Below are 12,767 nucleotides of genomic sequence, written 5' to 3'. Positions count from 1 at the left end.
CAGGGCGGGGACCGTCCGTCACGAGGCGTCCACCAGCGACAGCGCGTGCAGCCGCTCCGGCGGGCCGGGACGGGCGTAGTACCAGCCCTGGGCCGTGTCACAGCCCAGCCCGCGCAGGTGTTCGACCTGAGCGCCGGTCTCCACGCCCTCCACCGTGACCGCCAGATTCAGCGTGTGGGCGAGCGACACGACTCCCTCCACGATCTTGATGTCGACCGGGTCCGCCGGATCGCGCAGCATGCCCTGGGTGAAGGACCGGTCCAGCTTGAGTGTGCTGAGCGGCATCCGGCGCAGATTGGCGAGGTTGGAGTATCCGGTGCCGAAGTCGTCCAGGGCGATGTCCACGCCCAGGTCGGCGAGCTCCCGCAGCGGCTTGATCAACGATTCGTCGGCGCCGATCAGCGCGCTCTCGGTGACCTCCAGGCACAGGGCGCTGGGCTCCAGCCCGGCCTCCTGCAGCACGTTCACGGTGTCCCGGACCAGACCCGGGTCCCGGAGCTGGAACGGCGAGAGGTTGACGTTGACCCGCACCGTCCCTCGTTCGGGCCCGAACTTCCAGTTCCGGGCCTGCTGTACGGCCTGCGCCAGGACCCAGCGGCCGAGCGGCACGATCAGCCCGGTGTTCTCCGCCAGCGGAATGAACTGATCCGGGCCGAGCACTCCGCGCAGCGGATGGCACCAGCGCACCAGCGCCTCCGCACCGCGGACAGTCCCGTCGCTCAGCCGTACGAGCGGCTGGTACTCGATGAAGAACTCGCCGCGCTCCAGCGCCGTCGGCAGACTGTTCGTCAGGCCGTGCTGGGTGATGGCGCGCAGGTCGGCCTCGGGGTCGGCGTGCTCGTACTGGTTGCCGCCCGACGCCTTGGCCCGGTACATCGTGATGTCGGCGCTGCGCAGCACCTCTGCCGGGCCGAGTTCCCCCGCCGGCCCGTCGACGATGCCGATGCTGCCCCGGACGGACAGCTCACGCCCGTCCAGCTCCACCGGCTCGGCGAGCACTTCGAGGATCCGGTGCGCGAAGGCGGTCACGTCCTCCGGTGTCTTCGGATCCACCATCAGCGCCCCGAACTCGTCCCCGCCGATCCGGGCGATCAGCTGACCGGGGGACGTGGCGCACCTCTGCAGCCGCTCGGCGACGGCCACCAGCAACCGGTCGCCGACGGCGTGGCCGAGGCTGTCGTTGACCGTCTTGAAGCCGTCGAGGTCGAGGTAGCACAGACCGAAGCGCGCGACGCCGGCGCGCTGGGCGAGCGCCGCCTGCAGACGTTCGAAGAAGAGCGTGCGGTTCGGCAGCCCGGTGAGCGCGTCATGGGTCGCCTCGAAGCGCAACTGCTCGTGCAGCAACCGCCGTTCGGTGACGTCCTCCATCAGGGCGAGCATGTACTGCGGCTGGCCGACCGGGTCCCGCAACAGGGACACCGTGAGATTGGTCCACAGGACGGTGCCGTCGTTGCGGTAGTACGGCTTCTCGATCCGGTAGTGGTCACGCTCTCCGCGGGCCAGCTCGCCCTGCAGATCCCACGTGCCGGGCGCATCCTCCGGATGGGCCCATTCGTGGACCTTGCGGCTGCGCACATGGTGCTCCAAGCCGCCGAACATCTGCGTCAGCGCCGCGTTGACGTCGAGGACGTTCCCGTCCATGTCCGATATCCCGATGCCGACGGCGGCGCCCTCGAACACCGCCCGGAACCGCGCCTCGCTCGCGTACAGCGCGCGCTCGGCGTCCGTCTGTGCCCTCAGGGCGGCCTGGGAGATCGCCTCCTGCTCGGCGAGGGTCCGCTCCCGCAAGGCGCGCGCGAACCCGGCAGCGATGGCGTGCTGCAGCCGGGCGCAACGGGCCCGGCCCTCCTCGGCCGGCAACGGGTCGCCGGACGCGCAGTACAGCACCAGATACGAGTCGACCACCCCGAGCGAGTGGGACAGCGCGCCCGGGTCGGTGCAGTGGGCGTCGATCAGGGCGGTCCCGACGTCGGCGGCGGGGGCCGGGTCGAAGGGGTGTGCGGCGAGCGCGTCGCTGAGCCGACGGGCGAACGGCACCAGGTAGTCCTCGAACTCCTCGCGGGTCATCGAGGTCGCGGTGGCAGGGTAGATCGCCCGGCTCCATATTCGCGCGAAGCGACGCAGCCGGTCCTCCAGCCCGTCGCTCTCGGGATGCCCGGACGCATCCGGCCCTCTGGTCACGCCTTGTGCCCCACGCCCGCGTAGCCGCCGAAGACGATCGGGTCCTCCTGCTCCAGCGGGCTCTCCGGACGCCAGTGCGGCATGGCGACCAGCCCCGGCTCGACCAGTTCGAAGCCGTCGAAGAACCGTTGGACCTGGGTACGGGAACGCATCACCAACGGCGAGCTGGCCTTGGTGTACACAACCTCGACGACCTTGGTCGCCTGCTCGGGCGCCGGCGAGCCCTCGGTCGAGGCGTGGGTCAGCACCACGAGGCTGCCGGGGGCGAGAGCGTCGCGCAGTTCCGCGACAGCGGCCTCGGGTTGGTCCTCCTCGGTCATGAAGTGCAGGACGGCGACGAGGAGCAGGGCCACGGGCCGGTCGAGGTCGAGCAGCCGGGTCACCTCGGGGCTGTCGAGGATCTGGTGCGGCTTGCGCAGATCGGCGGCGGCGATGCCGGCGTCCTTGTTGCCCTCCAGCACGGCGCGGCTGTGCGCCACGGCGACGGGATCGTTGTCCACATAGACGACGCGGGCCCCGGGTCTCGCGGTCTGGGCGACTTCATGCACGTTGCCGAAGGTGGGTATGCCGGAGCCGATATCCAGGAACTGGTCGACGCCCTGGTCCACGGCGTACCGGACGGCGCGGCGCATGAACGCCCGATTGGCCTGCATGATCTTCGGCAGACCCGGCATGATCTCGATCGCCCGGCGCGCGGCCTCCCGGTCGACCTCGAAGTTGTGCGAGCCACCCAGATAGTAGTCGTAGATCCGGGAAACGCTCGGCACGGAAAGGTCGATGCCCTGGGGGGCCCAGGATGGACGCTCCATCAATGGTCTCCAGCTCTCTGCCATGGTTGGTCCGGCCATGAGCATGCCGGTGTCTCAAGCCGAGGCTACTGACTCGGCAGTGAACAAGGGAACCTCAAACGGAAATCTTCGGTCCGTTCTTGACATGAACCGTAGGCAAGTGCACCCGTCTGCAGTGGAGTTGGCGGGTCGTTGATCGAGATCCCCTTCGGTGTATCGCTCAAGACCCGTACATCCGAGGGCCTTTGGGACTCAGGAGCATCACCATGGAGCGCGGCTCGCGGACGCGCGCACACCGCACGCAAGTGGTGTGCGGCCCAAGGGCCGAACTCAGCGACGAAAACGCCCGGCTGACGTTCCGTGAGGGACCGTACGGCGTACCCGGGTGGCACCGTCAAGAGAGCATCGGCAGGCGGGGCGGCATGACCCAAACCCGGAACGGCCGAGATCCACCCGTCGGTGGTAATCCATCGCTCGTCGCGGCTGAAAGCCCCGTGCGCTGCGCACGATCTTCCGCGTGAACGTATGGCACCGGTTGGGGGTTGTCGCCGTCGGCGCGGGTCTCGGGATGGGGGCCGCCGGGGTGGCGGTGGGGGGAGTCGGGGACTCCGCATCGGCGTGGGAAGGACCGGATGTGCGGGTCACGGTGCCGGCGTCGGATCCCCAAGTTGAGGTACCGCTGCCGACGCAGGCGCCCGGGATGCGGGCCACGGCGCCCGCCGGAGGCTCGGTCGCCGAACTGGAGCTTTGCCCAGGGGACTCGCCGGATCTCGTGGCCTCCGCAGGGCCCGGCGGCGCCACGCTCCGCGTGACATGCCCGAAGGCGGCACCGACGCCGCGTCCGGCCCGTCCCGACCCGCCGCCTCCTCCCCCGGCGCCGGCTCCCACCCCGGCGCCCGAACCCCCCGAACCTCGGAAGCCGCCCACACCGCCCGAACCGCCGCCGAGCCCCCGACCGCCCCCTGAGCGGGCCCACCCCGTACCCCTGTCGCGGGTCCATACGACACGGGACCGGGAGAAGCCCGCGGGTGGGCCGTCCGTAGTGAGCCACCTCTTGCTGATCACCGCGCCCGCGGTGCTCGCCGCCGCGGCTCTGCGCCCACGCTCGCGCCGTTCCTGATCCGGACGGCCCGAACGCGCCCATGGCCCAACGACCTCATCGACCCGACGTGGAAGCGAGTGATGCGTCTTGTCCGGATGGCTCGTGCTGTCCCTCGCGATGGCCGCCACCTGCGGCGTCGTTCTCACGATCGTGCTGCTCAATCACCGACGCGTCGGCGAGGACGACGACCCCTCTCAGACCCCCGACGTGCTCGAGTACATGACGATGATGATCGGCGTGGTCTATGCGATCGTGCTCGGTCTGGCGATCGCCGGGGTCTGGGAGGCGCGCGGCGCGGCGGAGGACGCGGTCCGGACCGAGGCACAGGCGCTGCACGAGGTGAGCGTCCGGGCCCAGGTCTATCCGGAGCCGGTGCGCCAGCGCATCCGCCAGGACATCGACGCGTACGTCGGACACGTGGTCACCGTCGAGTGGCCGTCCATGGCCGAGCACGATGGACTGACGGAGCGAGGGGCCGCCCTGCTCGCCCGGGTCCGACGCGATGTCTCCGGCCATACGCCGAGCACCGAGATCGAGAACCAGACGTACCAGCCCATGGTCGACCAGTTGGCCGCGGCCGACGACGCGCGCAGCGCGCGGGAGGAGAGTTCCGGGGCGACCATGCCGGGGGTGGTGTGGTTCGGTCTGATCGCAGGGGGTCTGGCGGCCGTCGGGATGATCTTCACCCTGCAGATCCGCCGCTCGGGGCGCGAACTCCTCATGGCCGGCCTGTTCAGCGCACTGATCGCCTTTCTGCTGTTTCTGATCTGGCACTTCGACGCACCGCTGGGGCGTGGCGCCATCGACTCGGCAGGCCCCTTCCTCAGCCTGTTTCCGCACGCCGCGGGAGAGGGATGACCCGCCTACCAGGACCGCTCGCGGACGGTCGCCTTGTCCTGCGGGGTGGTCGTCGCCGTGATCACGGACTCCTGGCGGTCGCCGGTGAAGGTCACGCTCAGCGTCGTGGGCTCGCGCTGAGAGGTCCGGACCGTGAAGCCCCGGGTCGGGATCGCCGAGACCAGGCACACCCCGTTGTCGCCCCAGCGGATCGAGGCCTGCCCCCCGGCCGAATTGACGGTGTGCACCCCCGAGCCGCCCTCTCGGCATTCGCCGAACCCGGACCCGGTCCCCCCTGACCCGCCACCTGCCGCCCCGGCGGACCGCGAGGGAGCTGGCCGGGTGGGCGTTGCGGTACGGGTGGGGGTCGGGCTCGTCGAGGGCTTGGTGGTCGGCGGCCGCGAGGTCGCCGACGGGCTGGGCGTCGGCGATCTGCCGTTCTTGCCCGCCTGTCCGGACGGCGAGGAGAAGACCGTGGGCGCCGAGTGGGCCACCGGCGGGGTCGGCCTGGTCGAACCCACCACGAAATGCACGGTGAGAATCACCGACGTGACGCTGACGGCGGTGCAGGACAGCCATATGAGCAGGTTGCGCAGGTACCGGGACACGACACCATACTGACGGACCGGCTACCGTGCTTGCCCATGGCATCCGTGCTTCTCGTCGAGGACGACCCTGTGATACGCAGCGCACTCATCGAAGTGCTCTCCGCTCACGGCCACGTCGTGCACAGTGCCTCGCAGGGGTTCGAGGCGCTGCGCGAGGTGACGCAGCGCCCGCCGGACGTCGTCGTGCTCGACCTCGGCCTGCCCGACCTGGACGGCACGGACGTCCTGCGCATGCTGCGGGGCATCTCGCAGGTGCCGGTGCTGGTCGCCACCGCCCGCGACGACGACGCGGAGGTCATCAAGCTCCTCAATGCGGGCGCGGACGACTACCTGGTCAAGCCCTTCTCCGGCGGGCAGTTGGCCGCCCGCCTCGGAGCTGTGCTCCGGCGTACCTCCCAGCGCGGAACTGTGCCGTACACGGCGGGCTCCGAACCGGCGGGCGGCCCCCAGACGGGCGCGGTCCCCGCGGCGGCGCTCCGAGCCGTACAGGTCGGGGAGCTGGTGGTCGATCCGCTGGCCAGGACCGCGCACCTGGCCGGGCAGGAACTACGGCTGACCCGCCGCGAATTCGATCTGCTCGCCTATCTGGCGACCCATGCCGACCAGGTGGTCTCCCGGCGGCAGCTCCTCGCGGACGTCTGGCGCCAGCCGTATGTGGAGGATCAGACCATCGACGTCCATCTCTCGGCACTCCGCCGCAAACTGGGCGAACGTGCTGCCCAGCCGCGCTATCTGCACACCGTGCGGGGCATCGGCATCAAACTGGTGGCGCCGCGATGAGACGTGCCCTCGCGGGGGTCGCGCTCGCGGTGACGTCCATGGTGGCACTGTCCTTTCTGATACCACTTGCCCTTCTTGTCCAGTCCGAGGCCCGGAGTCGTGCGACGACGGAGGCCGAGCAGCGAGCGGCCGCCCTGGCACCCGTGCTGGCGCTCACCACCCGCCCCTCGGATGTGCAGCAGGCCGTCTCCGGCCTGGACTCCGGAGACCGGCTGGGCGTGCACCTGCCGGACGGGGATGTCATCGGCGCCGAGCACGCGCCTGCGGACGCCCTGGACCGGGCCGAGCGCGACCGGGAGACCCGGGCGCTCGACACTCGGGACGGCTGGCTGTTCCTCCAGCCCGTGATCCTCGCGGAGAACCGGGTCGCGGTCGTCGAGTCGTTCGTGCCGCGCAAGGACCTCGACCGGGGCGTCACCCTGTCCTGGGTCGTGATGTCGCTGCTGGCCGTAGGGCTGGTGGCCGGGTCGGTCGTGGTCGCGGACCGGCTCGGCGCGCGCGTCGTACGGTCCTCGCGGAGCCTGTCGCAGGCCTCGAACGCCCTCGGCTCGGGCGACCTGCAGGTCCGGGTCGAGCCGGCCGGTCCACCGGAGCTCCAGGAGGCGGGCAACGCGTTCAACTCCATGGCGGACCGGGTCGCGCAACTGCTGGCAATGGAGCGGGAGCTGGTTGCCGACCTCTCGCACCGGCTGCGAACCCCCATGACCGCGCTGCGCCTGGAGGCCGAGCGGATGGGTTCGACGCCGGGCTCGGAGCGGATCACGGCGGCGATCACCCACCTGGAGGCGGAGCTCGACTCGATCATCTCGGCAGCGCGCACACCACTCTCCACCGGGCCGCTCGGCGGGGTCACCGCCGGGCCGGAGAAGTCCGGCAGTCGCGCCGCGGCCTGGGCGGGACCGGACGAGCGCTGTGAGGTCTCGGAGGTCGTACGGGGCCGGGTGGAGTTCTGGTCGGTACTGGCCAAGCAACAGGGGCGGTCCTGCCGGCTTCTCGCCACCGCCGAGCCGACCCCCGTCCTCCTGGCGCAGGACGATCTCGCGGCGGTGGTGGACGCCCTGATCGGCAACGTCTTCCAACACACCCCACAGGAAACGGACTTTTCGGTGCGCGTGGAGCGGACCGCTCAGGCGGTGGTGCTGGTGGTCGACGACGCAGGGCCCGGGATCGCGGATCCGGACAGTGCGCTCGCCCGGGGGGTGAGCGTGGGTGGTTCGACCGGTCTCGGCCTGGACATTGCGCACCGCGCGGCCCGCGCCACACGAGGAGAAGTGGCGATCGACCGCGGGCCGATGGGGGGTGCGCACGTACGCGTGACCCTCGGCCTGGCCCCAGAACTGCAGCGGGGCTTGGGACGCGCGTCCCGGCGCGCGCGCCGCGCGTGGCGGAAGGTGTCCTCGCACAGGGCGCCGACGCAGAAGTCGCCTGCCGAGCAACCGTAGAGAGGCGATGGGGCGAAACGGCGCACATCAGCAGAAATGCGGCGATGCGCGGACAGGGAGCCCGAAGCTGACTATCGGCTGGTGCCAAAGTCCTGGGTCCACCAGGGGCCGCCGTCGCCCTTGTGGACCCCGATGCCTATCTCCCGGAAGCTGCAGTTGAGTATGTTCTCGCGGTGACCCTGGCTGTTCATCCAGGCGTCCATCACGGCCTCGGCGTCCGGCTGCCCCTGCGCTATGTTCTCGCCGACCGCGGACCAGACGTAGCCCTCCCGCTCCACACGATCGCTCACCTGCGAGCCGTCGGGACCGGTGTGGGAGAGCACACCCGTGTCGGCCATGACATCGGTGTACTTCTGAGCGGCCGCGGTCAACTTCTTGTTGGTGGTCAGCGGGCTGCAGCCGGCCTTCGACCGCTCCTGGTTGACGAGTTGGACGATGCGTGCGGCTTCACCCGTGGCGGCCGGGGCCCGGGTAGGCGCCGGAGCGCTCCGCGGGACCGTCGGCGTGCGCGTGGCCGTGGGCGTCCGCGACTCCGTCTTCTTGGCCGTCCGCCGCGGACTCGGCTTGGCGGAGGCCTTCGTACGCCGGGGGGAGGGACGCTTCGTCGCCGACGGGGAGGCAGAGGTGGGCGTCGCGTCCTCGGCCATGGGGGACGCCGAGGAAGCGACGCGGTCCGAGGCGGGTCCGTCCTCGGCCACCACTGCGCCGTCGACCCCCGGATCCATCACCGCTACACCGGCACCGACACCTGCGACGACCGTGAGCGCACCCGCTGCCAGCGCCAGCCGCCGCATCGGCAGTCCGGTGGCGCGACCGGATCGGCGCCGGTGGGATGCCGGACGTCGGCGATGACGGGGGCTCATGGTGATCGTCCTCCGGGGGGTGGGGGGGGGTCCGCCGACCCGATCGCTCGGTCGACGGGCATTGACCTTATTCCTCCGGTCGATTCCGATCATCGTTCGGGCGAGATCTTCAAGAACCCATAAGATTTCACTCAGGTACCCCTTCGGATACGTCTGCCCCCTTTTTCGGAACGGCATCTTCCGCGGCTGTGTGACCTACGCCATCATGGGCCGCCGTCTGTCGTCGACGGAGGGAGCACACCATGACCGTGAGTGGGGATCCCCCGGGACGGAGTCTGGGGCAGGGACGCGGCGTACTGCGCCGCAAGCCGATCGAGCACATCCAGGAGCCCGAGGGGGCCGCGAACGAGCAGCTCACCCGCACCCTGGGCCTGTGGCAGCTCACCGCCATCGGTATCGGCGGGATCATCGGAGCCGGCATCTTCGCCCTGGCCGGCACGGTCGCGAACGGCACGGCCGGACCGGCCGTCCTGGTGTCGTTCCTCATCGCGGGCGTCGCGAGCGCGGCGGCCGCCTTCTCGTACGCGGAGTTCGCGGGCCTGATCCCGAAGGCCGGATCCGCATACACCTACGGCTATGCGGTGCTGGGTGAACTGGGCGGCTGGTTCATCGGCTGGGACCTGCTGCTGGAGTACACGGCCATCGTCGCGGTCGTCGCCATCGGCATCTCCGGGTACTTCAACTTCCTGCTCAACGACCTGGGAGCCGAGCTGCCCACCTGGATGCTCGGTGCGCCGGGCACGGGCGAAGGCCACAGAGTGGACCTCATCGCGGTCATCCTCTGTCTCTTCGTCGCCTATCTGCTCAACCTCGGCATCAAGAACGCCGCCCGATTCGAGACGGCCGTGGTGGTCCTGAAGGTCCTGGTGGTGCTGCTGGTCATCGTCGTGGGCTTCTTCCACGTGAAGACCAGCAACTACAGCCCCTTCTTCCCGTACGGCGTCGGAGGCGCGTTCACGGGCGCGGCCGTGGTCTTCTTCGCGGTCTTCGGCTACGACGCCATGAGCACCGCGGCCGAGGAGTCCAAGGACGCGCAGCGGCACATGCCCAAGGCGATCATCTATTCGCTCGCCATCTCGATGGTGCTGTACGTACTGGCCTGTCTTGTGCTGACCGGGATGCAGCACTACACGGACATCGACAAGGAGAGCGGCTTCTCGACGGCCTTCCAGTCGGTGGGACTGAGCGGGATCGCGGATGTGATCGCGGTCGGCGCGATCATCGGCATCCTCACGGTGATGTTCACCTTCATGCTCGGGGTGACGCGGGTGTGGTTCTCGATGAGCCGCGACGGGCTGCTGCCGCACTGGTTCGCCAAGACGCACCCGACCCGGCGCGTGCCGACGCGTGTGACCTGGATCGTGGGCGTGGCATCCGCCGGGATCGCCGGTTTCGTGAAGATCGGGGAGGCCGCGGAGCTCACCAACATCGGGATTCTGCTCGCCTTCGCCGTGGTGTGCACCTCGGTGATCGTGCTGCGCTATCGGCGCCCCGACCTGCCGCGCCAGTTCCACTGCCCCTGGATGCCGTTCCTCCCGGCGGTGGGCGTCGTCGCATCGATCTGGCTGATCACGTATCTGCACTGGGAGACCTGGCTGCGGTTCGCGGTGTGGTTCGTGGTCGGGCTCGTCATCTACTTCGGCTACTCCTACCGGCGGTCGGAGCTGGCGAAGGCCGAGGCGGCCCAGGGTGAGAGGGAGCCGCAGGTCTAGGTCCTGTCCGGAGGCCGCGGAGCTACTTCAGCAGCCGGGACAACCGACGGTCCGCGAGGGGTTTCCCGCCTGTCTGGCAGGTGGGGCAGTACTGCAGTGACGAATCGCTGAAGGACACCTCGCGGATCGTGTCCCCACAGACGGGGCACGGCTGTCCCGTGCGGCCGTGCACCCGCAGCCCGCTCTTCTTCTCGGCCTTCAGCTTCCCGGTCGCGAGCCCGCGGGACCGCTCGACGGCCTCACGCAGCGTGGCACCCAGTGCCTCGTACAGCCGCCCGGTCTCCTCCTCGGTGAGGCTCGCCGCGAGCTTGTACGGCGACATGCGTGCCGCGTGCAGAATCTCGTCCGAGTAGGCGTTCCCGATCCCCGCGATCACGCTCTGGTCCCGCAGCACACCCTTGATCTGACGGCGCTCGTCGCGCAGCAGGCCCGCGAAGACCTCGGGGGTGAAGTCGTCCGCCAGCGGGTCCGGGCCGAGCCGCGCGATGCCGGGCACCTCGGCCACATCGCGCACCACGTACACCGCGAGGCGCTTCTGCGTGCCCGCCTCGGTCAGGTCGAATCCGGCTCCCTCGGGCCCCGCGAGCCGCAAACGCAGAGCGAGCGGCCCCTTGCCCGGACGGGGCGGGGCCGCCGGCAGGCTGTCCTTCCACTGCAGCCAGCCGGCCCGGGCGAGGTGAATGACCAGATGCAGCCCGTCGGCGGTGAGGTCGAGGAACTTGCCGTGCCGGGCGGCGGCGGTGAACGTCAGTCCCTCGAGCGCGGTGACCGGCGGATCGTAGGTCTTGAGGACGCTCACGGCGACCGGTACGACGCGCGCAACCGGCCGCCCGACCAGGGTTCGGTCAAGAAATCCGGTGAGGGCTTCGACCTCCGGCAGCTCCGGCATGCCCCCAGTCTGCCCCGGCACCGCACGCTCCGCGCCCCGTCGCGCGGAACTGCCCGACGCTGCCGCACCGATCACCGCTACCGGTGCTGCCCCGCTACCGGTCGCGCAGCACCGGCGTCTCCGGCGCCGTGTTCTCCAAAGGCACCGCGTGGGCGGGGACCAGCCCGAGGTGCGCCGCCTGGCGGGGCAGTACCGCGTCCAGCACCCAGTCCGCACCGGTCCGCACCCGGTTCCCGGGCATGGCCAACAGGTGGTAGCCGCGGGTCACCGCCTTCGCGGCCGGACCGGAGAGCGGAATCCCCCGTGGGTTCGCCGCGGCCTGGAACCCGCCGAGATCGACAGCGAAGCCGAGGTCGCGAGCGAGGTACGGGCGCCGCTCGCCCTGCCCGTACGAGGCGGCGATGTTGCAGGCGGCCCTCCTGCCCTGGCGCCAGGCGTGCTGGGCGGTCATCGGCGTGATCCGGCCGGGCTGTGACAGATCGGGCACCGCCGCGGCGTCCCCGCAGGCCAGTACCTCCGGATGCCCCGGGACGGCGAGGTACTCGTCGACAATCAGCCGCCCCTGCTCCGTGGGCAGCCCCAGGTCGGCGACGAGCGGATCGGGCCGCACCCCGACACACCAGATCAGGGAGCGGGTGGGGACGAACCGGCCGTCGGTGAGGTGGACGCCCTCCTTGGCCGCCTCCTCCACCGAGGTGCCTGTGCCCACCTCCACGCCGCGCCGGACGAGGACGCGGGTGGCGGTGTGGGACATGTGCTCGGCGAGTTCGGGGAGGACCCGGGGGGCGAGGTCGAGCAGCAACCAGCGCGGCGGTTCCCGGTCGCGGAGGACCGAATTCTGCCGGGCGAGTTCGTCGGTGAACAGCTTGCCGTGGGCGGCGACTTCGGTGCCGGTGTAGCCGGCCCCGACCACGACGAAGGTACAGCGCTCGGCGCGCTCGCCGGGGTCGTCCGTGGCAGCGGCCAGCTCCAGCTGACGGGTGATGTGGTCGCGCAGGTACAGAGCCTCGGGCAGGCTGCGGAAGCCGTGCGCGTGCTCGGTGACACCGGGCACGGGCAGCAGCTTGTTGACGCTGCCGGCCGCCAGGACCAGCCGGTCGTACCCGAGGTCATGTGGGCTGCCTTCGGGGTCGGTGAGGCCGACCCGGCGCCGGTCGAGGTCGATCCGGTGCACTTCGCCGAGGACGAGGCGGACCTCGGGCAGGGTGCCGGTGAGCGACACGGTCGCCCGGCGGGGCTCCAGGACGCCGGTCGCCACCTCGGGCAGCAACGGCACGTAAAGGAAGTAGTCGTTGGGATTGATCAGCACGATCTCGGCCGCGCCACGGGCCAGCCGGGACAGCGTGCGCGCGGTCCGGTAACCGGCGAATCCGGCTCCGACGATCACGATGCGGGGTCGGCTCATGGTCCTTTCCCAGAGTCGGCGGGAACGCTTCGCGCGCCGGGTTCCCCGTACGACCGCACTGAACCGCTCGCGGCGGTCTTCCGGCCAGGTCCGACCAGGTCCCGGTCCTTGACTTCGACCTCGGGGACAGCCAGCCTGGCACGGCTTGAAGACAACGTCG

General features: G+C 70.5%; 11 protein-coding genes. 5 read left to right on the top strand and 6 right to left on the bottom strand.

Annotated elements, in window-relative coordinates; translation table 11 throughout:
* Positions 1–18: 18 nt before the first annotated feature.
* Both ACTWQI_RS11480 and ACTWQI_RS11475 read right to left on the bottom strand, forming a co-directional pair.
* A complete protein-coding gene (locus tag ACTWQI_RS11480; protein WP_443269714.1) occupies positions 19–2,181 on the bottom strand; it encodes a putative bifunctional diguanylate cyclase/phosphodiesterase in 2,163 nt (720 codons plus the stop codon).
* On the bottom strand, positions 2,178–2,990 hold the full coding sequence (locus ACTWQI_RS11475) for an SAM-dependent methyltransferase (protein WP_443269713.1): 813 nt from the start codon (positions 2,988–2,990) through the stop codon (positions 2,178–2,180). Before ACTWQI_RS11475 ends, ACTWQI_RS11480 begins: the two co-directional genes overlap by 4 nt.
* A gap of 1,168 nt (positions 2,991–4,158) precedes the next feature.
* Between ACTWQI_RS11475 and ACTWQI_RS11470 the strand changes: the two genes are divergently transcribed.
* Positions 4,159–4,929, top strand: coding sequence for a bestrophin-like domain (locus tag ACTWQI_RS11470; RefSeq protein WP_443269712.1), 771 nt, complete (start codon positions 4,159–4,161; stop codon positions 4,927–4,929).
* Between the two features lie 5 nt (positions 4,930–4,934).
* Here ACTWQI_RS11470 and ACTWQI_RS11465 read toward each other — a convergent pair whose 3' ends face one another.
* The gene (locus tag ACTWQI_RS11465) at positions 4,935–5,156 is read right to left on the bottom strand and encodes a hypothetical protein (RefSeq protein WP_443269711.1); all 222 of its coding nucleotides are present in this window, start codon (positions 5,154–5,156) and stop codon (positions 4,935–4,937) included.
* Positions 5,157–5,250: 94 nt separating this feature from the next.
* Here ACTWQI_RS11465 and ACTWQI_RS11460 point away from each other — a divergent pair, with 94 nt between their 5' ends.
* Genes ACTWQI_RS11460 through ACTWQI_RS11450 form a run of 3 tightly spaced genes read left to right on the top strand, consistent with a single transcriptional unit; the run spans position 5,251 to position 7,738 of the window.
* Positions 5,251–5,529: a hypothetical protein gene (locus ACTWQI_RS11460; RefSeq protein ID WP_443269710.1), complete on the top strand. Its 279-nt coding sequence runs from the start codon at positions 5,251–5,253 to the stop codon at positions 5,527–5,529.
* 23 nt (positions 5,530–5,552) lie between these two features.
* Positions 5,553–6,296, top strand: coding sequence for a response regulator transcription factor (locus ACTWQI_RS11455; protein WP_443269709.1), 744 nt, complete (start codon positions 5,553–5,555; stop codon positions 6,294–6,296).
* Complete coding sequence (locus ACTWQI_RS11450; protein ID WP_443269708.1) at positions 6,293–7,738, top strand: ATP-binding protein; 1,446 nt, start codon at positions 6,293–6,295, stop codon at positions 7,736–7,738. The genes ACTWQI_RS11455 and ACTWQI_RS11450 overlap by 4 nt, the downstream gene beginning before the upstream one ends.
* A gap of 71 nt (positions 7,739–7,809) precedes the next feature.
* On the opposite strand, the gene ACTWQI_RS11445 is transcribed toward ACTWQI_RS11450, so the two are convergent.
* Entirely contained in the window at positions 7,810–8,601 is a 792-nt protein-coding gene (locus ACTWQI_RS11445; protein ID WP_443269707.1) for a CAP domain-containing protein, read from the bottom strand.
* Between the two features lie 242 nt (positions 8,602–8,843).
* On the opposite strand from ACTWQI_RS11445, the gene ACTWQI_RS11440 reads away from it, so the two are divergent.
* Positions 8,844–10,313, top strand: coding sequence for an amino acid permease (locus ACTWQI_RS11440; protein ID WP_443269706.1), 1,470 nt, complete (start codon positions 8,844–8,846; stop codon positions 10,311–10,313).
* 22 nt (positions 10,314–10,335) lie between these two features.
* Here the strand turns inward: ACTWQI_RS11440 and ACTWQI_RS11435 are convergent, their stop codons facing one another.
* Together ACTWQI_RS11435 and ACTWQI_RS11430 are read right to left on the bottom strand one after the other, a co-directional pair.
* Positions 10,336–11,202 carry an Fpg/Nei family DNA glycosylase gene (locus ACTWQI_RS11435; protein ID WP_443269705.1) on the bottom strand — a complete coding sequence of 289 codons (867 nt, stop codon included), beginning with the start codon at positions 11,200–11,202 and terminating at the stop codon, positions 10,336–10,338.
* Positions 11,203–11,296: 94 nt separating this feature from the next.
* Positions 11,297–12,607 carry an NAD(P)/FAD-dependent oxidoreductase gene (locus ACTWQI_RS11430; protein WP_443269704.1) on the bottom strand — a complete coding sequence of 437 codons (1,311 nt, stop codon included), beginning with the start codon at positions 12,605–12,607 and terminating at the stop codon, positions 11,297–11,299.
* Between the last annotated feature and the right edge of the window lie 160 nt (positions 12,608–12,767).

Origin of the sequence: Streptomyces sp. KR80 (genome assembly GCF_052245555.1) — a bacterium.
In the GTDB taxonomy this organism is placed as follows: Bacteria; Actinomycetota; Actinomycetes; order Streptomycetales; family Streptomycetaceae; genus Streptomyces.
Note: the sequence above shows the minus strand (reverse complement) of the source record. Positions and strands in the feature narration are given on the sequence as shown.